14 protein-coding genes and 1 tRNA gene are annotated in these 20271 nt (G+C 68.6%); 2 read left to right on the top strand and 13 right to left on the bottom strand.

The features are described 5' to 3' along the window. Positions 1 to 58: 58 nt before the first annotated feature. The 11 genes from K7I03_RS18385 to K7I03_RS18335 all read right to left on the bottom strand — a co-directional run bounded on the left by K7I03_RS18385 (position 59) and on the right by K7I03_RS18335 (position 14606). Complete coding sequence (locus tag K7I03_RS18385) at positions 59 to 3958, bottom strand: DNA-directed RNA polymerase subunit beta' (protein ID WP_185943934.1); 3900 nt, start codon at positions 3956 to 3958, stop codon at positions 59 to 61. A gap of 123 nt (positions 3959 to 4081) precedes the next feature. Next, a complete protein-coding gene (rpoB, locus tag K7I03_RS18380; RefSeq protein WP_185943933.1) occupies positions 4082 to 7564 on the bottom strand; it encodes a DNA-directed RNA polymerase subunit beta in 3483 nt (1160 codons plus the stop codon). A 724-nt stretch (positions 7565 to 8288) separates the two neighbouring features. Next, positions 8289 to 8675, bottom strand: coding sequence for a 50S ribosomal protein L7/L12 (gene rplL / locus K7I03_RS18375; RefSeq protein ID WP_185943932.1), 387 nt, complete (start codon positions 8673 to 8675; stop codon positions 8289 to 8291). A gap of 107 nt (positions 8676 to 8782) precedes the next feature. Next, complete coding sequence (rplJ, locus tag K7I03_RS18370; protein WP_185943931.1) at positions 8783 to 9313, bottom strand: 50S ribosomal protein L10; 531 nt, start codon at positions 9311 to 9313, stop codon at positions 8783 to 8785. Positions 9314 to 9611: 298 nt separating this feature from the next. After that, positions 9612 to 10496 carry a LolA-like protein gene (locus K7I03_RS18365; protein WP_185943930.1) on the bottom strand — a complete coding sequence of 295 codons (885 nt, stop codon included), beginning with the start codon at positions 10494 to 10496 and terminating at the stop codon, positions 9612 to 9614. 161 nt (positions 10497 to 10657) lie between these two features. Continuing rightward, positions 10658 to 11626, bottom strand: a complete 969-nt coding sequence (locus K7I03_RS18360; RefSeq protein WP_185943929.1) for a hypothetical protein — start codon at positions 11624 to 11626, stop codon at positions 10658 to 10660. Positions 11627 to 11793: 167 nt separating this feature from the next. Then, the gene (rplA, locus tag K7I03_RS18355; RefSeq protein ID WP_171167545.1) at positions 11794 to 12510 is read right to left on the bottom strand and encodes a 50S ribosomal protein L1; all 717 of its coding nucleotides are present in this window, start codon (positions 12508 to 12510) and stop codon (positions 11794 to 11796) included. An 80-nt stretch (positions 12511 to 12590) separates the two neighbouring features. Next, a complete protein-coding gene (rplK, locus tag K7I03_RS18350) occupies positions 12591 to 13025 on the bottom strand; it encodes a 50S ribosomal protein L11 (protein ID WP_004941595.1) in 435 nt (144 codons plus the stop codon). A 159-nt stretch (positions 13026 to 13184) separates the two neighbouring features. Further along, on the bottom strand, positions 13185 to 14048 hold the full coding sequence (nusG, locus tag K7I03_RS18345; RefSeq protein ID WP_185943928.1) for a transcription termination/antitermination protein NusG: 864 nt from the start codon (positions 14046 to 14048) through the stop codon (positions 13185 to 13187). A gap of 95 nt (positions 14049 to 14143) precedes the next feature. Beyond that, positions 14144 to 14431, bottom strand: coding sequence for a preprotein translocase subunit SecE (gene secE, locus K7I03_RS18340; RefSeq protein ID WP_004941601.1), 288 nt, complete (start codon positions 14429 to 14431; stop codon positions 14144 to 14146). Positions 14432 to 14533: 102 nt separating this feature from the next. After that, positions 14534 to 14606 (bottom strand) — tRNA-Trp (locus K7I03_RS18335). 260 nt (positions 14607 to 14866) lie between these two features. Here K7I03_RS18335 and K7I03_RS18330 point away from each other — a divergent pair. After that, positions 14867 to 16114 (top strand): pyridoxal phosphate-dependent aminotransferase, encoded by a 1248-nt coding sequence (locus K7I03_RS18330; RefSeq protein WP_185943927.1) that lies wholly within the window; start codon positions 14867 to 14869, stop codon positions 16112 to 16114. A gap of 104 nt (positions 16115 to 16218) precedes the next feature. Then, the gene (locus K7I03_RS18325) at positions 16219 to 17247 is read left to right on the top strand and encodes an adenosine deaminase (protein ID WP_185943926.1); all 1029 of its coding nucleotides are present in this window, start codon (positions 16219 to 16221) and stop codon (positions 17245 to 17247) included. 127 nt (positions 17248 to 17374) lie between these two features. On the opposite strand, the gene K7I03_RS18320 is transcribed toward K7I03_RS18325, so the two are convergent. Then, on the bottom strand, positions 17375 to 18430 hold the full coding sequence (locus K7I03_RS18320; RefSeq protein WP_185943925.1) for a UDP-N-acetylmuramate dehydrogenase: 1056 nt from the start codon (positions 18428 to 18430) through the stop codon (positions 17375 to 17377). 350 nt (positions 18431 to 18780) lie between these two features. Then, entirely contained in the window at positions 18781 to 20229 is a 1449-nt protein-coding gene (locus K7I03_RS18315) for an MFS transporter (protein WP_185943924.1), read from the bottom strand. Positions 20230 to 20271 lie beyond the last annotated feature (42 nt).

Raw genomic sequence — 20271 nt, 5'->3', positions numbered from 1 at the left:
CCCCAAACGCCGCGAGGCGGCCACCCAAAGGGTGACCGCCTCGCGAACCACAGACCACTTACTGGTTGTACGGCCCGTAGTCGTAGTCCTCCAGCGGAACCGCCTGACCCGACCCCGTCCCGAAGGGCGAGTAGTCGATGTCGTCGTACCCGACGGCCGAGTACATGGCGGCCTTCGCCTCCTCGGTCGGCTCGACCCGGATGTTCCGGTAGCGGGACAGACCCGTACCGGCCGGGATGAGCTTACCGATGATCACGTTCTCCTTGAGGCCGATGAGCGAGTCGGACTTGGCGTTGATCGCCGCGTCCGTCAGCACTCGGGTCGTCTCCTGGAAGGAGGCGGCCGACAGCCAGGACTCCGTGGCCAGCGAGGCCTTGGTGATACCCATCAGCTGCGGACGGCCGGAGGCCGGGTGGCCGCCTTCCTGGACCACGCGACGGTTCTCCGCCTCGAAGCGCGAGCGCTCCACGAGCTCGCCCGGCAGCAGCTCCGCGTCGCCGGACTCGATGATCGTCACGCGGCGCAGCATCTGCCGGATGATGATCTCGATGTGCTTGTCGTGGATCGACACACCCTGCGAGTTGTAGACCTTCTGGACCTCGCCGACCAGGTGGACCTGGACGGCACGCTGGCCCAGAATGCGCAGCACGTCGTGCGGGTTGGTGGCACCCACGGTGAGCTTCTGGCCCACCTCGACGTGGTCGCCCTCGCCGACCAGCAGACGGGCACGCTTCGAGATCGCGTAGGCGGTCTCGTCGGAGCCGTCATCCGGGGTGACGACGATCTTCTTGGTCTTCTCGGTCTCCTCGATCCGGACGCGGCCGGCGGCCTCGGAGATCGGGGCGACACCCTTCGGCGTACGGGCTTCGAAGAGCTCGACGACACGGGGCAGACCCTGGGTGATGTCGTCACCGGCCACACCACCGGTGTGGAAGGTACGCATCGTCAGCTGGGTACCGGGCTCACCGATCGACTGGGCGGCGATGATGCCCGCCGCCTCGCCGATGTCCACCAGCTTGCCGGTCGCCAGCGAGCGGCCGTAGCAGTAGGCACAGGTGCCGACCGCGGACTCACAGGTGAGGACCGAGCGGGTCTTGACCGTCTCGACGCCGTGGGCGACGAGCTGGTCGATGAGCACGTCACCGAGGTCGACGTTGGCCGGCGCGATGACCTTGCCGTCGACGACGACGTCCTCGGCCAGCATGCGGGCGTACACCGAGGTCTCGACGTCGTCGGCCTTGCGCAGCACGCCGTTGGCGTCCTTGGTCGCGATCGTCAGCTTGAGGCCGCGGTCGGTGCCGCAGTCCTCCTCGCGGATGATCACGTCCTGGGAGACGTCCACGAGACGACGGGTCAGGTAACCCGAGTCGGCGGTACGGAGGGCGGTGTCCGCGAGACCCTTACGGGCACCGTGGGTGGAGATGAAGTACTCCAGCACGGAAAGACCCTCACGGAACGACGCCTTAATGGGTCGCGGAATGGTCTCGTTCTTCGCGTTCGACACCAGACCACGCATACCGGCGATCTGCCGCATCTGCATCATGTTTCCTCGGGCACCCGAGTCAACCATCATGAAGATGGGGTTCGTCTTGGGGAAGTTCGCGTTCATCGCCTCGGCGACCTCGTTGGTCGCCTTGGTCCAGATCGCGATGAGCTCCTGCGTGCGCTCGTCCTTGGTGATCAGACCGCGCTCGTACTGCTTCTGGACCTTCTCGTCCTGGGCCTCGTAGCCCGCGACGATCTCCTTCTTCGCCTCAGGCACGACGACGTCGGAGATGGCCACGGTGACGCCGGAACGGGTCGCCCAGTGGAAGCCGGCCGCCTTCAGGTTGTCGAGCGTCGCCGCCACGATGACCTTGGGGTAGCGCTCGGCCAGGTCGTTGACGATCTCGGAGAGCTGCTTCTTGCCCACCGAGTAGTCGACGAACGGGTAGTCCTCGGGCAGCAGCTCGTTGAAGAGCGCGCGGCCCAGGGTGGTGCGCAGGCGGAACGAGTCGCCCGTCTGCCACTCCGGCTCGCCCTCTTCCGCCACCGGCGGGGTCCAGCCACGCGGCGGGACCGTGCCGATCGGGAAGCGGATGTCGACCTTCGCCTGGAGCGAGAGCTCCCGGGCGTCGAACGCCATGATCGCCTCGGCGACGGACGCGAACGAGCGGCCCTCGCCGATGACCTCGCGCTCCTCCTCGTCGGTGGTGAGGAAGAACAGACCGAGCACCATGTCCTGCGTCGGCATGGTGACCGGACGGCCGTCGGCCGGCTTGAGGATGTTGTTCGAGGACAGCATCAGGATGCGGGCCTCGGCCTGCGCCTCCGCGGAGAGCGGCAGGTGGACGGCCATCTGGTCACCGTCGAAGTCCGCGTTGAACGCGGTGCAGACGAGCGGGTGGATCTGGATGGCCTTGCCCTCGACCAGCTGCGGCTCGAAGGCCTGGATGCCGAGGCGGTGCAGGGTGGGCGCACGGTTCAGCAGAACCGGGTGCTCGGCGATGACCTCTTCGAGGACGTCGTACACGACCGTGCGGCCGCGCTCGACCATGCGCTTCGCGCTCTTGATGTTCTGCGCGTGGTTCAGGTCGACCAGGCGCTTCATCACGAACGGCTTGAAGAGCTCCAGCGCCATGGCCTTGGGCAGACCACACTGGTGCAGCTTCAGCTGCGGGCCGACAACGATCACGGAACGCGCCGAGTAGTCGACTCGCTTGCCGAGCAGGTTCTGACGGAAGCGGCCCTGCTTGCCCTTGAGCATGTCGGACAGCGACTTCAGCGGACGGTTGCCGGGGCCCGTGACCGGGCGACCACGACGGCCGTTGTCGAAGAGCGCGTCGACGGCCTCCTGAAGCATGCGCTTCTCGTTGTTCACGATGATCTCGGGGGCACCGAGGTCAAGGAGACGCTTGAGGCGGTTGTTGCGGTTGATGACGCGGCGGTACAGGTCGTTCAGGTCGGAGGTCGCGAAGCGGCCACCGTCCAGCTGCACCATCGGACGCAGGTCCGGCGGGATCACCGGGATGCAGTCCAGCACCATGCCGCTGGGGCTGTTGCGGGTCTGCAGGAAGGCGGAGACGACCTTGAGGCGCTTGAGCGCACGGGTCTTCTTCTGGCCCTTGCCGGTACGGATGATCTCGCGGAGGCGCTCGGCCTCCTCGTCGAGGTCGAAGGACTCCAGGCGCTTCTGCAGCGCGGCGGCGCCCATCGCACCCGAGAAGTAGGTGCCGAAGCGGTCGCGCAGCTCGCGGTAGAGCAGCTCGTCGCCCTCAAGGTCCTGGACCTTGAGGTTCTTGAAGCGGTTCCAGACCTCGTCGAGACGGTCGATCTCACGCTGCGCACGGTCGCGCAGCTGCTTCATCTCACGCTCGGCACCCTCGCGCACCTTGCGGCGCACGTCGGCCTTGGCACCCTCGGCCTCGAGCTCGGCCAGGTCGGACTCGAGCTTCTTGGCACGGGCCTCCAGGTCGGCGTCGCGGCGCTGCTCGATCTGCTGGCGCTCGACGGAGACGTGGGCCTCCAGCGAGGGCAGGTCGCGCGTCCGGCGCTCCTCGTCCACCCACGTGATCATGTAGGCGGCGAAGTAGATGACCTTCTCGAGGTCCTTCGGGGCGAGGTCGAGCAGGTAGCCCAGCCGCGACGGAACGCCCTTGAAGTACCAGATGTGGGTGACGGGGGCGGCGAGCTCGATGTGGCCCATCCGCTCACGGCGCACCTTGGCGCGGGTGACCTCGACGCCACAGCGCTCACAGATGATGCCCTTGAAGCGGACACGCTTGTACTTGCCGCAGTAGCACTCCCAGTCCCGGGTGGGGCCGAAGATCTTCTCGCAGAAGAGCCCGTCCTTTTCCGGCTTCAGGGTGCGGTAGTTGATGGTCTCCGGCTTCTTGACCTCGCCGTGGGACCAGGTTCGGATGTCGTCCGCGGTCGCCAGGCCGATCCGCAGCTCGTCGAAGAAGTTGACGTCGAGCACTTTGTCGTCAATCCCTCTTTCAGGGTTCGTGCCCTCTCGCGCTAGCGAGGTGTGGGCTCTACATCAGTGGTCTGGGGGTCCGGGGACGACCGGGGCCTCACAGGGAGGCCCCGGTCAGACCCGTCAGACCTCTTCGACGCTGCTCGGCTCGCGCCGGGACAGGTCGATACCGAGCTCCTCCGCCGCGCGGAAGACGTCCTCGTCGGTGTCCCGCATCTCGATGGACATACCGTCCGAGGACAGCACCTCCACGTTGAGGCAGAGGGACTGCATCTCCTTGATGAGCACCTTGAAGGACTCGGGGATGCCGGGCTCGGGGATGTTCTCGCCCTTGACGATCGCCTCGTAGACCTTCACTCGGCCGGTGACGTCGTCGGACTTGATGGTCAGCAGCTCCTGGAGGGCGTACGCGGCGCCGTAAGCCTCCAGCGCCCACACCTCCATCTCACCGAAGCGCTGGCCACCGAACTGAGCCTTACCACCCAGCGGCTGCTGGGTGATCATGGAGTACGGACCGGTCGAACGGGCGTGCAGCTTGTCGTCGACCAGGTGGTGGAGCTTGAGGATGTACATGTACCCGACCGAGATCGGGTCCGGGAACGGCTCGCCGGAGCGGCCGTCGAACAGCCGGGCCTTGCCGGACGGGAGCACCATGCGCTCGCCGTCGCGGTTGGGCACGGTGTGCTCGAACAGGCCGGCCAGCTCGTCCTCGCGGGCACCGTCGAAGACCGGGGTCGCGACGTTGGTGCCCGGGGCGACCTCGGCGGCGCCGATGGCCTTGAGGCGCTCCATCCACTCCTCGCTGCCCTCGACGTTCCAGCCCTGGCTGGCGAGCCAGCCGAGGTGGATCTCGAGGACCTGTCCCGGGTTCATTCGGGACGGGACACCCAGCGGGTTGAGGATGATGTCGACCGGGGTGCCGTCCTCCAGGAACGGCATGTCCTCGACCGGCAGGATCTTGGAGATGACGCCCTTGTTGCCGTGACGGCCGGCGAGCTTGTCACCGTCGGTGATCTTGCGCTTCTGGGCGACGTAGACGCGGACCAGCTGGTTCACGCCAGGCGGAAGCTCGTCGCCCTCCTCGCGGTCGAAGACGCGGACGCCGATGACCTTGCCGATCTCGCCGTGCGGGACCTTCAGCGAGGTGTCACGGACCTCGCGCGCCTTCTCACCGAAGATCGCGCGGAGCAGCCGCTCCTCGGGGGTCAGCTCGGTCTCACCCTTCGGGGTGACCTTGCCGACGAGGATGTCGCCGCCGATGACCTCGGCACCGATCCGGATGATGCCGCGCTCGTCGAGGTCGGAGAGGACCTCCTCGGAGACGTTCGGGATGTCCCGGGTGATCTCCTCCGGACCGAGCTTGGTGTCACGGGCGTCGACCTCGTGCTCCTCGATGTGGATCGAGGAGAGGACGTCGTCCTGCACGAGGCGCTGCGACAGGATGATCGCGTCCTCGTAGTTGTGACCCTCCCACGGCATGAACGCCACGAGCAGGTTCTTGCCGAGCGCCATCTCACCGTTCTCGGTGGACGGGCCGTCGGCGAGCACCTGGCCGGCGACGACGCGGGCGCCCTCGTCGACGACGACCTTCTGGTTGAAGGACGTGCCCTGGTTCGAGCGGGAGAACTTCGCGACGCGGTACGTGTTGTACGTGCCGTCGTCGTTGGCGACCGTGACGTAGTCCGCGGAGATCTCCTGGACCACGCCGTCCTTCTCGGCCTTGATGACGTCACCGGCGTCGACCGCACAGCGGTACTCCATGCCGGTGCCGACCAGCGGGGCCTCCGCCTTGATCAGCGGAACGGCCTGGCGCATCATGTTCGATCCCATGAGCGCGCGGTTGGCGTCGTCGTGCTCGAGGAACGGGATCATCGCGGTCGCGACCGACACCATCTGGCGCGGGGAGACGTCCATGTAGTCGACGTCGTCGCCGGCGATGTAGTCGATCTCGCCACCACGGCGGCGGACCAGCACGCGGGCCTCGGCGTAGCGCATGTCCTCGGTGAGGGGCGCGTTCGCCTGGGCGATGACGAAGCGGTCTTCCTCGTCGGCCGTCAGGTAGTCGACCTCGTCGGTGACGACGCCGTTGACGACCTTGCGGTACGGGGTCTCGACGAAACCGAACGCGTTGACGCGGCCGTAGGACGCGAGCGAGCCGATCAGACCGATGTTCGGGCCTTCGGGGGTCTCGATCGGGCACATGCGGCCGTAGTGCGACGGGTGGACGTCTCGGACCTCGAAGCCGGCCCGCTCACGGGAGAGACCGCCCGGACCCAGCGCCGACAGACGACGCTTGTGGGTCAGACCCGACAGCGGGTTGGTCTGGTCCATGAACTGGGACAGCTGGCTGGTGCCGAAGAACTCCTTGATGGAGGCGACGACCGGCCGGATGTTGATCAGGGTCTGCGGCGTGATCGCCTCGACGTCCTGGGTGGTCATCCGCTCGCGGACGACACGCTCCATACGAGCCAGACCCGTGCGGACCTGGTTCTGAATGAGCTCACCGACGTTGCGCAGACGACGGTTGCCGAAGTGGTCGATGTCGTCGGTCTCGACGACGATCGAGGTGCCGTTCTCGCCGATCGTCTCCTGCTCGCCGGCGTGCAGCTTCACCAGGTACTTGATCGTCGCGATGACGTCGTCGACGGTGAGCACACCCGCGTCGAGCGGGGCGTCGGCGCCCAGCTTCTTGTTGACCTTGTAGCGGCCGACCTTCGCCAGGTCGTAGCGCTTCGGGTTGAAGTAGAGGTTCTCGAGCAGCGTCTGCGCGGCCTCACGCGTGGGCGGCTCGCCCGGACGCAGCTTGCGGTAGATGTCGAGCAGCGCGTCGTCCTGGCCCTGGGTGTGGTCCTTCTCCAGGGTGGCGCGCATGGACTCGTACTCGCCGAACTCCTCGAGGATCTGCTCGGTCGTCCAGCCGAGAGCCTTGAGCAGCACGGTGACGGACTGCTTGCGCTTGCGGTCGATGCGGACGCCGACCATGTCGCGCTTGTCGACCTCCATCTCCAGCCAGGCACCCCGGGACGGGATGATCTTGGCCGTGAAGATGTCCTTGTCGGACGTCTTGTCGATGGCGGAGTCGAAGTAGACACCGGGAGAACGGACGAGCTGCGAGACGACGACACGCTCGGTGCCGTTGATGCAGAAGGTGCCCTTGGGCGTCATGAGCGGGAAGTCGCCCATGAAGACCGTCTGGGACTTGATCTCACCGGTCTCGTTGTTGGTGAACTCGGCGGTGACGAAGAGCGGGGCCGCGTACGTGAAGTCGCGCTCCTTGCACTCGTCGATCGAGTTCTTCGGGGGCTCGAAGCGGTGGTCACGGAACGTCAGCGACATCGACCCGGAGAAGTCCTCGATCGGGGAGATCTCCTCGAAGATCTCCTCCAGACCGGACTTGGTGGGGACGTCCTGACCAGACTCCAGCGCAGCCTCGACGCGAGCCTTCCAGGCGGCGTTGCCGAGCAGCCAGTCGAAGCTCTCGGTCTGCAGCGCAAGGAGGTTCGGAACCTCGAGAGGCTCCTTGATCTTCGCAAATGAGATGCGCAGCGGGGCAGTGCTGGCGCCGTTGTTCGTATTGGCGGTCGAGGCGTTGCGCGAGGCGGCCAAGAGGGGGTCCTTCCGAGGGCTCGGACTCACTACGCGCGTACCGGTCCCACCCCGTGCTTCGACAGAGAATCCCAGGTCAGAGGGGATTCATCGAGGATGCTCGGCAGTGGGCATGCCCCTGGTGACGGGCAGGGAGCAGCTAACAGGCAGCGCAAAGGGTCAGTGTAGCCACTTGGCCCACTGATGTCCAGAGCGGATGTCGCGAGACCGGTGCGATACCAATCTCTCCCTCCGGGATCCTGTTGTCCTTGCCCGTCTGCGCTGCGCTTGCCAGGGCCCGCCTGAGCCCTGCCCGGCGCACCCGGTGCGCCGGGGGCTCCGCCCGCCGGCCGCGCCCGGAAGCGCAGGACGATACTTCCCTCTCCGCCGGCGTTCCATGCCTCGGACGGTGCCTCGAATGGAACTTCGGTCCGAACCGGCCCCAAGCGGCCGCCGGACCGGCGGAGTTCCGAAAGTCACCGCGTCCCGAGAATTGCGCGCGGCGTCCCGTTCGTCAAGGCCCTCCGGCTGCCGAGCGGCCCCTGACCGGGCCCGGACCGGCCCGGAACGACCATGGCCGGACCACTGCCGCGGGGCAACAAAGATCACCATACTCGTCTCCGGGACGCGGCGCTGCAGCCCTCCCGGGTACGCCGAAGGGCGACCACCCGCATGGGTGATCGCCCTTGGCGTCGAGAGGTACGTCAGACGTACATCAGAAGGGAGTCCAGAGGACCCCGTGAGGTCACTTGACCTCGACGGAGGCGCCGGCGCCCTTGAGGGCCTCGGCGGCCTTCTCGGCGGCGTCCTTGGCGACCTTCTCGAGGACGGGCTTCGGGGTGCCGTCGACGAGGTCCTTGGCCTCCTTCAGGCCGAGGGAGGTCAGCTCACGCACGACCTTGATGACCTGGATCTTCTTGTCACCGGCGCCGGTGAGGATGACGTCGAACTCGTCCTTCTCCTCGACGGCCTCGGCGGCGGCGCCACCAGCGGCACCGGCGACCATGACCGGCGCGGCGGCGGCGGCGGTGACGTCGAACTTCTCCTCGAACGCGGCAACGAAGCCGGCGAGCTCGATGAGGGTCATCTCCTCGAACTGCGCGAGCAGCTCGTCCTGGGACAGCTTCGCCATGATGGCGGTCCTTCCACTAAATCGGCAGGTGCCGGGATGTACATGTCGGCGGGCGTACGGCCCGCTGCGACCGGTGCCGGGTGGCGCCGGTCAATGCGCGAGCCGAATTACTCGGCACCGCCCTGCTCGGCGAGCTTGGCGCGCAGCGCGTCCGCGGTGCGGACGAACTTCGTCGGCAGCGCCTGGAAGAGCGAGGCAGCCTGCGACTGCTTGCCCTTCATGGCACCGGCCAGCTTGCTGAGCAGAACCTCGCGGGACTCGAGGTCCGCAAGCTTCTTGATCTCATCGGCGGACAGCGCCTTGCCGTCAAGGACACCGCCCTTGATGATGAGATTCGGGTTGTCCTTGGCGAAGTCACGCAGACCCTTCGCCGACGCCACCGGGTCACCGGTGATGAAGGCGACGGCCGTCGGGCCAGCGAAGAGCTGGTCCTCCAGCGTGATCCCGGCCTCACCAGCCGCGATCTTGGTCAGCGTGTTCTTCACCACGGCGTACTGCGCGTTCTCACCGAGCGAACGGCGCAGCGTCTTGAGCTGCGCCACGGTGAGACCGCGGTACTCGGTCAGCACGGCGGCGTTGGAGCTGCGGAACTTGTCCGTCAGCTCGGCAACCGCGGCGGACTTGTCGGGCCTCGCCATGAGCCTCGGCCTCCTTCCGGGTGAATAGGACCGCATAGACGCGAGAAGGGACCTGGGCAAAACGAAACGCCCCGGCGCGGGCGCTCGGGGCGTGACTCGACCGAATGAACGAGACGTCCACACGGGAGTTCAACCACAGTCACCTGCGCAGGTCGCCCGCAGCTAGCGGATCCTTCGGCCACCACACCTCCGGATGGAGGCGCAGCAACGACCAGCGGTCTTTGGCTTCTGGTTGAGACTACGTGACCGGGCCGCCGTCAAGCAAATCGCTCCCGCGGCGGCCCCGGACCGACCGGTCCTAGGAGTCCTTCCCGGCCTCCGCCATCGGGTCCATGACGTCACCGGCCGGGGGCGCCTTGATCTCGACCGGCTTGTTGTAGTCGAGGAACTTGATGGTCAGGTCCAGCGGGCCCTTCTGCGTGGCGGACCGCATGCGGAACCGCTTCGTGTGGTCCTGGCCGTCGATCCACATGTCCATCGCGAACTTGTCGACGCCGAGCTTCTCGAAGCCCTTGAGCTTGGCCTCCTGGCGCTCCCGGGTGGCGGGGTCCTTCTTCGCCAGCTTCTCGCGCATCTGGGCCATGGTGACGGTGCCCTTGTAGTGGGTCGTCTTCACGCCGTCCACGGTCTCCTCGCCGACCTTCTCCAGGTCCTTCGAGGCGCTCATGGAGGCGGAGTCGTCCATGGGGTTCTGCTCGGCCTGGGTGCGCGTGCCGAACGGGTTGTCCGCGCCGCCGGGACCCTTTCCGGCGCCCACGTTGGGCATCTTGATCCAGGACTTGCCGCCCTCGGTCTTCTGCCCCTTGGCGCTGAGATACACGGCGCCGTCGACGAGACGGACCTCCATTTCCCCGCTCTCATCCGCGGAGGAGCCCTTGACCTTCATCTTCATCTGCATGGCCAGGGGCTTCACGTTCATCGACGCCGCGGTCTCGACGTGCCCGTTCTCGGGCATTTCACCGCTCATCGAGTACCGCAGCGACGTGATCGTCTCGTTCTTCTTCGCGGCCCGTTCCACGGCCGCCGCGAAGGTGGCGTCCACCGGCTTCTGGGTGGACTTCCCGGCCGCCTTGGAGTCGTTCTTCTTCTCGGCGTCCGAGGAATCCGAGGAGCAGGCGGCCGTACCGCACAGCAGGGCGCCCGCGAGCAGGGCCCCGGCGGCCTTGCGGTGCATGTTCTTCATGATCTCTTCCCAGTGGGCATGACGATTTCTTTCGCAAAACTTTGCGAACTCCGGTGACAATACCCTCCGGTAGCCCAAGGGCGGTACACAATTAACGACCCCCGCTCCCCGGACAGGGAACAGGGGCCGTCAAATACGCCCTTGGTGAGAATCACCCGGATTTACGCACCGGCGCCCGAACCGGCGGCGGAGCCGTCCTTCAGGCCCTTCATCATCTCCATGAGGTCGAGGGTCTCACCGGCGGGCGGCGCCTGGACGTCGGCCTTGGCGCCGTAGTCCTTGTAGTCCGCGGCGATCTTGATCTTCCCCTGCGCGCTGTCCATGCCGACGGTCATCTTGACCGGCAGGTCCTCGTTGTTGAGCCAGAACTCCATGTCGTAGCTCTTGATGCCGGCCTTCTTGACGTTCTCCAGCAGCTGCTCACGGTCCTTGGGGTCCATGAGCTTGGTGGACTCGTTGCCCTTGATCATCTCTTCGACGGTCAGGGTGCCCTTGTAGTGCTGGGCGTCGACGCCGTTCACCTTTTCCGCACCGAGGTGCTTCAGGTTCGGCGAGTCGAGCAGGACGGCCATCTGCTTGGCCGGGTCCTGGTTCATGTCGTTCATGTTCCCCGTCAGCTGCTTCTGCAGGGCGGGGTTGCCCGACTCCTTGGCGGCCGCGGCGACATCGATCTTCATCCACTTCTTGCCGCGCATTTCGGCGGGCGCGGATTCCATGGCCTTGGCCGGCATCTGCATGTACATCACGTTGTTCAGCATGATCATGCGAGTGGCGCCGGGGCCGTCCTTGCCGGCCAGGGCCGCGCCGCTGACCGCCATGTCCACGACGGTGGGGTTCCAGCCCTGAACGCCGTCCATCACCATCGGTCCGGAAGGCGCGCCCGGCGTCGCGCCGGCCGGCATTTCCATGGTCATGTGAACCTTGGCCGACTTCGCCGCGCTGGTCTTCTTGAACGCCGCCTGCAGGGCCTGGACGGGGCTCCGGCCGTCGTTCTTCGGCTCGCTCTTCGACTGGCTCTGCGGCGCGCTCTTGTCGTCCTTCTTGTCGTCGGAGTCACACGCGACGGCACCGACGAGAATCGCGGCGGCGGAAAGCGAGATACCGACGCGACGGATCGTGGACTTGGACATATCCCCCACCTTTTTGGAGACCTCTTGCACGTTCGTTCGCTCGACGATAACGCAGCGGTCGGACAGCAGGACGAGGGGGAACGGAAAGAGGCCGGCCCCCGCATCCGGGAGGGATGCGGGGGCCGGCCCCTGAACACACGCGGTCACACGCGGTGCGAGAACGTCTCTCAGACGGTCTCGTCCTCGACGAGGAGGTTGCGGGTGCGGTTCGGGTCCAGCGGGATGCCGGGGCCCATGGTGGTCGACAGGGTCGCCTTCTTGACGTAGCGGCCCTTGGCGGCGGACGGCTTGAGGCGGAGGATCTCCTCGAGCGCGGCGCTGTAGTTCTCGATCAGCGACTTCTCGTCGAACGACGTCTTGCCGATGATGAAGTGCAGGTTCGCGTGCTTGTCGACACGGAACTCGATCTTGCCGCCCTTGATCTCGGTCACGGCCTTGGCCGTGTCCGGGGTGACCGTGCCGGTCTTCGGGTTCGGCATCAGACCACGGGGACCGAGCACGCGGCCGAGGCGGCCGACCTTGCCCATGAGGTCCGGGGTGGCGACGACGGCGTCGAAGTCCAGACGGCCCTTGGCGACCTCGTCGATGAGCTCGTCGGCGCCGACGATGTCGGCGCCCGCGGCACGCGCGGCCTCGGCACGGTCGCCGGTCGCGAAGACCAGGACCCGGGCGGTCTTACCGGTGCCGTGCGGAAGGTTCACGGTGCCACGGACCATCTGGTCCGCCTTGCGCGGGTCGACGCCCAGACGCAGGGCGACCTCGACGGTGCCGTCGAACTTGGTGCCGGAGGTGTCCTTCGCCAGACGGACGGCCTCGAGCGGGGCGTACAGGCGCTCCCGGTCGATCTTCGCGTCCGCGTTGCGAAGAGTCTTGCTGCGCTTCACTGAAACTCCTCAGTGGTGAATGGAGTCGTGGTGCGGGCCAGCGCTGGCCCTTCCACGGGGTGCCTAAGGGGCGGGAACGATCAGCCCTCGACCGTGATGCCCATGGAACGGGCGGTGCCGGCGATGATCTTCTCGGCGGCGTCCAGGTCGTTGGCGTTCAGGTCGGGCATCTTGGTGGTGGCGATGTCACGGACCTGGTCACGCGTGATCTTGGCGACCTTGGTCTTGTGCGGCTCGCCGGAGCCCTTGTCCACGCCCGCGGCCTTGAGGATCAGCTTCGCGGCCGGCGGAGTCTTGGTGACGAAGGTGAAGGAACGGTCCTCGTAGACCGTGATCTCCACCGGCACGACCATGCCACGCTGCGACTCGGTCGCGGCGTTGTAGGCCTTGCAGAACTCCATGATGTTGACGCCGTGCTGACCCAGCGCCGGGCCGACCGGCGGAGCCGGGTTGGCGGCACCGGCCTGGATCTGGAGCTTGATAAGCCCCGTGACCTTCTTCTTCTTGGGAGGCATTGCTCTCTCCGGGTCCTAGTGAGAGTTTTCTGCCCACGACACACTGCGCGCAGGCATACCGCACCACGATAACGGGTAACGTGGCCGGCCCAAAAACCGAGAGGTCAGGCCGCCCCTCGCGGGGCGACCCGACCTGTTCGGAAGCGTACGGCCAGAAGATCAGTTCTTCTGGATCTGGTCGAAGCTCAGCTCGACCGGGGTCTCGCGGCCGAAGATCTCGACGAGGCCCTTGACCTTCTTCGAGTCGGCGTTGATCTCGTTGATCGTCGCCTGGAGCGTCGCGAACGGGCCGTCGGTGACGGTGACCGAGTCGCCGACCTCGAAGTCCAGCACCTGGACCTCGACCTTGCGGCTGGGGGCCGGACGGCCCTCGGCCTCGGCGGCCTCCTTGGCGGCCTTCTCCTCGGCCTCCGGGGCGAGCATCTTGACGATCTCGTCCAGGGTCAGCGGGTACGGGTCGTAGGCGTTGCCCACGAAGCCGGTGACGCCCGGGGTGTTCCGGACGACGCCCCACGACTCGTTCGTCAGGTCCATGCGCACCAGCACGTAGCCGGGGAGCTTGTTCTGGCGCACGGTGCGGCGGTCGCCGTTCTTGATCTGGACGACCTCTTCCTGCGGCACCTCGGCCTGGAAGATGTAGTCCTCGACGTTCAGCGAGACGGCGCGCTGCTCGAGGTTGGTCTTCACGCGGTTCTCGTAACCGGCGTAGGTGTGGATGACGTACCACTCGCCGGGCAGCCCGCGCAGCTCCTCGCGGAGCGCGGCGACGGGGTCCACCGGGGCGGCCTCCTCGGCGGGCTCGGCCTCCTCGGCCTCGTCCGCGTCGGCCTCCGGCTCCTCGGCCACGGCGGTCTCATCGGCCTCGTCGGCCTCTTCGACACCCTCGGCGTCGGCGGCGGGCTCGCGCCCGGTGTCGTCAGCGGTCGCAGCGTCGCCCTCGACCTCGGCCGAGACAGCCGCGTCCACGTCGGCCTCTGCCGCCTCGACGGGCTCGACGGCGTCGTTCAGGTTCGGGTCAGACACGTGGCTGCTTCTTCCTGGCTTCAAGGGGTGGAACGTGCGAAAAGGCGGCTCTCCGGAACCCTCCCGGAGGCGACCGCCTTGGCGCGCGGGCGGGCTCAGCCGAAGACGTACTTGACGGCGTTGCTGAACCCATAGTCAATCACGGTCACGAGACCAATGACGATGACGACGAAGACGATCACCACGGAGGTGTACGTCGAGAGCTGGCCACGCGTGGGCCAGACGACCTTGCGGAGCTCCGCGACGACCTGGCGGTAGAACAGCGCCATCCGCCCGAGCGGGCCCTTCTTGCCGCGCTTGCCGCCGCGGCGCTTCTTGACGGCGACCTCGTCCTCGGGACGACCGCTCTCAGGCGTCGCGGTGGAGCCAAGGGCTTCCGTCACTACGTCCTCACCTGAATCCGGGTCGTGGCCGTGCCGCGCCCGGTGGAGCCGCACGGCGGTGCATCAGTGCGTACGCACGCACCTCGGTGACGATGCGTGTAGCAGGGCCGAAGGGACTTGAACCCCCAACCGCTGGTTTTGGAGACCAGTGCTCTACCAATTGAGCTACGACCCTTTGTGGTTCCCCCAACGTACCGCATCCGCTCGACCGCACGATGTGTCCGGTACGGATTCGCCTGTGAGGGGCCAACGACGCATGAGTGTACGTGGTTCGGGGGCCGCCGTCGAACAGATACCGCCGCCGTCGTGGGAAAAGCTCCGGAATCCGGGATTCCATCCGACTTCCGGGCAGGTGCTCGGCCGCCCCGTGGACCGCCCGTTCCGTTCCCTGGAACCGCCACCCCCGGTCCCCGCCGGTTCTGCGACGATGCCTGTATGACCGATGCCACCGCTCCCTTCCCCGCCGCTCAGGCACCCACCGACCGCCGGGTCTCCACCCGCATCGGGTCGATCTCCGAGTCCGCGACGCTCGCCGTGGACGCCAAGGCCAAGGCCCTCAAGGCGGCCGGGCGCCCGGTGATCGGCTTCGGCGCGGGCGAGCCGGACTTCCCCACCCCGGACTACATCGTCGAGGCCGCCGTCGAGGCGTGCCGCGACCCGAAGAACCACCGCTACACCCCGGCCGGCGGCCTCCCCGAGCTGAAGGCCGCCATCGCCGCCAAGACGCTGCGCGACTCGGGCTACGAGGTCGAGGCGTCCCAGGTGCTCGTCACCAACGGCGGCAAGCAGGCCATCTACGAGGCGTTCGCGGCGATCCTCGACCCGGGTGACGAGGTGATCGTCCCGGCGCCGTACTGGACCACGTACCCCGAGTCCATCCGCCTCGCCGGCGGTGTCCCGGTGGACGTCGTGGCCGACGAGACGACCGGCTACCGGGTCTCCGTCGAGCAGCTGGAGGCGGCCCGCACCGAGCGCACCAAGGTGCTGCTGTTCGTCTCCCCCTCCAACCCGACCGGCGCGGTCTACTCGCGCGCCCAGGTCGAGGAGATCGGCCGCTGGGCGGCGGAGCACGGCCTGTGGGTGCTGACGGACGAGATCTACGAGCACCTCGTCTACGGCGACGCCGAGTTCTGCTCCCTGCCGGTGGTGGTGCCGGAGCTGCGCGACAAGTGCATCGTCGTCAACGGCGTCGCCAAGACGTACGCCATGACGGGCTGGCGCGTGGGGTGGATCGTCGGCCCGCAGGACGTGGTGAAGGCCGCGACCAACCTCCAGTCGCACGCCACCTCCAACGTGAGCAACGTCGCGCAGCGCGCCGCGCTGGCCGCCATCGCCGGCGACCTGACGGCCGTCGAGGAGATGAAGGTCGCCTTCGACCGCCGCCGCCGCACGATCGTGCGCATGCTCAATGAGATCGACGGCGTCGTCTGCCCGGAGCCGGAGGGCGCGTTCTACGCGTACCCGTCGGTCAAGGCGCTGCTCGGCAAGGAGATCCGCGGCAAGCGGCCGGCCACCTCGGTGGAGCTGGCGGCGCTGATCCTGGAGGAGGCCGAGGTCGCGGTCGTCCCGGGCGAGGCGTTCGGCACGCCGGGCTACCTGCGGCTCTCGTACGCGCTGGGCGACGAGGACCTGGCGGAGGGCGTCTCGCGGATCCAGAAGCTGCTGGCCGAGGCGCGCGACTGACGCGACGGACGGACGCGACGGCCCGGTCGATCTCGCTTTCGGGCGCTTCCCCCTTCAGGGAAACGCCCTTCCGGTCGACCGGGTCGATGCGGCAGGATCCCTGAATGGAGAACGTTCGCGACGTCCGTCTGCTGCCGAAGGCCCACCTGCACCTGCACTTCACCGGCTCGATGCGTCCCTCGACGCTGCTGGAGCTGGCCGACAAGTACGGCGTGCACCTGCCGGAGGCGCTGAGCGGCGGCGAGCCCCCGAGACTGCGGGCGACGGACGAGCGCGGCTGGTTCCGGTTCCAGCGGCTGTACGACATCGCGCGCTCCTGCCTGCGCTCCCCCGACGACATCCGGCGGCTGGTGCGCGAGGCCGCCGAGGAGGACGTCCGGGACGGCTCCGGGTGGCTGGAGATCCAGGTCGACCCCACCTCGTACGCGCCCCGGCTGGGCGGGCTGATCCCCGCGCTGGAGATCATCCTGGACGCCGTGGAGACCGCGTCCCGTGACACCGGCCTCGGGATACGGGTCCTGGTGGCCGCGAACCGGATGAAGCACCCCCTGGACGCCCGCACCCTGGCCCGGCTCGCGGTGCGCTACGCCGACAAGGGCGTGGTCGGCTTCGGCCTCTCCAACGACGAGCGGCGCGGCTTCGCCCGGGACTTCGACCGCGCCTTCGAGATCGCCCGCGAAGGCGGCCTGCTGGCCGCGCCGCACGGCGGCGAGCTGTCGGGCCCGGCGAGCGTCCGCGACTGCCTGGACGACCTGCGCGCGGGCCGGGTGGGCCACGGGGTACGGGCGGCCGAGGACCCGCGGCTGCTGCGCAAGCTGGCGGAACGCGGCGTGACGTGCGAGGTCTGCCCGTCGTCGAACGTGGCCCTCGGCGTCTACGAGAAGCCCGCGGACGTCCCGCTGCGCACCCTCTTCGAGGCCGGCGTCCCCATGGCCCTCGGCGCCGACGACCCCCTCCTCTTCGGATCGCGCATCGCCGCCCAGTACCAGCTCGCCCGCGAACACCACGGCTTCACGGACGAGGAACTGGCGGAACTGGCCCGCCAGTCGATCCGGGGGTCGGTGGCGCCGGCGGATGTGAAGGGGCGGCTGCTGGCGGGCGTGGAGGCGTGGCTGGCAGGCCCGACGGCCTGAATCCAGCCCGTCCGGCGTTTGAGGACAGCACGCGAAGCGTGCTTCGGGGGTGTGGGGGCGCAGCCCCCGCGAGAAACGGGAAGGGGCGGGACCGGGGCAACCCCTCCCGCCCCAAGCCCCTACGGGGTTAAAGGCTGACGCCCACCGTCACCGGCTCGTTCACCAGGGTCACCCCAAAAGCCTCCCGGACCCCGTCCCGCACCTCCCGGGCGAGCGCCAGCAGATCCTCCGTCGTGGCCGATCCCCGGTTCGTCAGGGCCAGCGTGTGCTTGGTCGAGATCCGCGCGGGCCCGGACCCGTACCCCTTCCCGAACCCCGCCTTGTCGATCAGCCAGGCGGCAGACGTCTTCACCAGCCCGTCTCCCGCCGGGTAGGCCGGCGGGACGACGTCCGCCCCGAGCCGCTCCGCCGCCCGGGCCAGGAAGGCCGCGTGCTGCTCGGCCGTGAGCACGGGGTTGGTGAAGAACGACCCGGCGGACCAGGTGTCGTGGTCCTCGGGGTCGAGCACCATGCCCTTGCCGGCGCGCAGCCGCAGCACGGTCTCGCGGGCGGTGGCGGCGGGGACGCGGTCCCCGGCCTCGACGCCGAGGGTGCGGGCGGTCTCGGGGTACTTGATGGGCGCGGAGAGGCCGCCCGCGTCCTCCAGGGCGAAGCGGACGCGCAGGACGACGTAGCGGGAGGGGTCCTCCTTGAAGCGGCTGTGCCGGTAGGAGAAGCCGCACTCGGCGTTCGGCAGGACGACGGTCTCGCCGGTCCGGCGGTCGTAGGCGACGACCTCGGTGATGACGGAGGAGACCTCCTGGCCGTAGGCGCCCACGTTCTGGATCGGGGTGGCGCCGGCCGAGCCGGGGATGCCGGCCATGCACTCGATGCCGGCGAGCCCGGCCTCGACGGTGCGGGCGACGGCGTCGGACCAGTTCTCGCCGGCGGCGAGCTCCAGGCCGGTGCCCCGGAGCGAGAATCCGGCGGTGGCGATGCGCAGGGCGACGCCGTCGAAGCCCTTGTCTGAGATCACGAGGTTGCTGCCGCCGCCGATGATCAGCAGCGGCGTCCCGGAGGCTTCGGCCTCGCGCACGGTCGCGATCACTTCCTCGTCGGTGACGGCCGTGACCAGACGGGTCGCGGGGCCACCGAGACGGAAGGTGGTCAGGGGGGCGAGGGGGGTGTCGTGGAGTTCCTGCACGGCGACAAGGGTACGGGGACGTGGCGTGGCGGCCCGGTCCGGCCTCGCTCGGCCCGGGCCGGCCCGGCGTCGGCGCCCTCCCGTGGGGGCCGGCCCTGAGCGCGCCCCGAGGGGCCGGGAGGCCGGCGTCCGCGCGGTGGGCGGCCCGGCCGACGGGTGACACCGGTCGGGGGCGCCCCCGGCGGCGTCAGGAAGACGCCGGTGCCCGCCGGCGAGGGCGCGGCGTCGGTTCCCGCGCCGTGGGCATCCCGGGCACACGGGCGGGACGGCCGTCGGCGGTGTCCGCCGCGACGCGCGGCGCCCGGGCCGCCCGGAACGGCGGCCCGGGCGGCTCGCGGCCCGAGGAGGCGCTACCGGCCGGCCGGCGCCGCCTCGCGCCCGTCCACCGTTTCCGTCGCCCGCGCCGTGCCCGCCCCCACGGCCGCGGGCCGTCCGCGCCGCGGGATGAGGGCCGCGGCCAGCGCCGCGAGGGCGACGCCCGCGGCGCCGATCCACAGCGCCGGCGTGGTGCCGTCCACGACCGCCTGGGGCGATCCGAACCCGCCGTTCGCGGAGAAGACCGAGCCGAGGACGGCGACCCCGAACGCCCCGCCGACCTCGCGCAGCGCACTGTTCGTCCCGGAGACGATGCCCTGCTCGGCGGGGCCCACCGAGGACATGGCGAGCGCGGAGGAGGGGGCGAAGAAGAGGGCCATGCCGACGCCGTTGAGGATCAGGGCGGGCAGCTGGGCCGGGTAGGAGAGGTCGGTGGCGAGGACCAGGGCGTAGTAGGCGAGTCCGGTCGCCTGGCAGATGAGGCCCCAGACGACCACGATGCGCCCGCCGACCCGGTCGGCGAGCCGGCCCGCGAGCGGGGCGACGATCAGTGAGGCCCCGGTCCAGGGCAGCATGCGCAGGCCCGCCTCGGTGGGCGAGTAGCCGCCGACGCCCTGCAGGAACTGGCTGAGCAGGAAGATCGAGCCGAACATGCCGAAGAACATCAGCAGCCCGGCCGCGTTGACGCCACTGAAGGCCCGGTTGCGGAAGAGGCGCATGGGCAGCATGGGCTTGTGGTGGGTGATGCCGTGCCGGACGAAGGCGGCGAGCAGCAGGGCTCCCACGACGAGTCCGGTGAGCACCCGGCCGCTCGTCCAGCCGTACGTGTTGACGTTGACGACGGCGAAGACGACGCCGAAGAGGCCGCCGCTGACGAGGACCGTGCCGAGGATGTCGAGCCGGGCGTCCGGCGTGCGGGACTCGGCGACGCGGAACCGGACGATCGGGAGGAGGAGCAGCCCGATCGGGACGTTGAGCCAGAAGATCCAGTGCCAGGAGATGTGCTCGGTGAGTCCGCCGCCGATGAGCGGGCCGGTGGCGACGGCGAGGCCGTTGATGGCGCCCCAGATGCCGAAGGCCGTGCCGCGCCGTTCGGGCGGGGTGGCGGCGGTCAGCAGGGTGAGGCTCAGCGGCGTCATGATCGCGGCGCCGACGCCCTGGACGGCCCGGAAGGCGATGAGCGTGTCGATGCCGGACGACAGCGCGGCGGCCGCGGAGGCGGCGGTGAACAGCGCGATGCCGATGCCGAAGAACCTGCGGCGGCCGAACCGGTCGCCGAGCGCGGCGCCGAACATCAGCAGGACCGCGTAGGTGAGCGTGTAGGCGCTGACCGTCCATTCGAGGTCTTCGAGCGAACCGCCGAGGTCCCGGCGGAGGGTCGGCAGCGCGGTGGTGACGACGAGGTTGTCGAGCGCGGCCATGAAGCCGGCCGCGCCCGAGGCGACGAGGGCCCAGACGGCGCGTCGTGAGGCTTGTTGTTCCACTTCTCCCCCTGCTTATTTATCGGTCACTAACTTTCGGCGGCG

The organism is Streptomyces mobaraensis (assembly GCF_020099395.1).
Lineage (GTDB): Bacteria > Actinomycetota > Actinomycetes > Streptomycetales > Streptomycetaceae > Streptomyces.
Note: the sequence above shows the minus strand (reverse complement) of the source record. Positions and strands in the feature narration are given on the sequence as shown.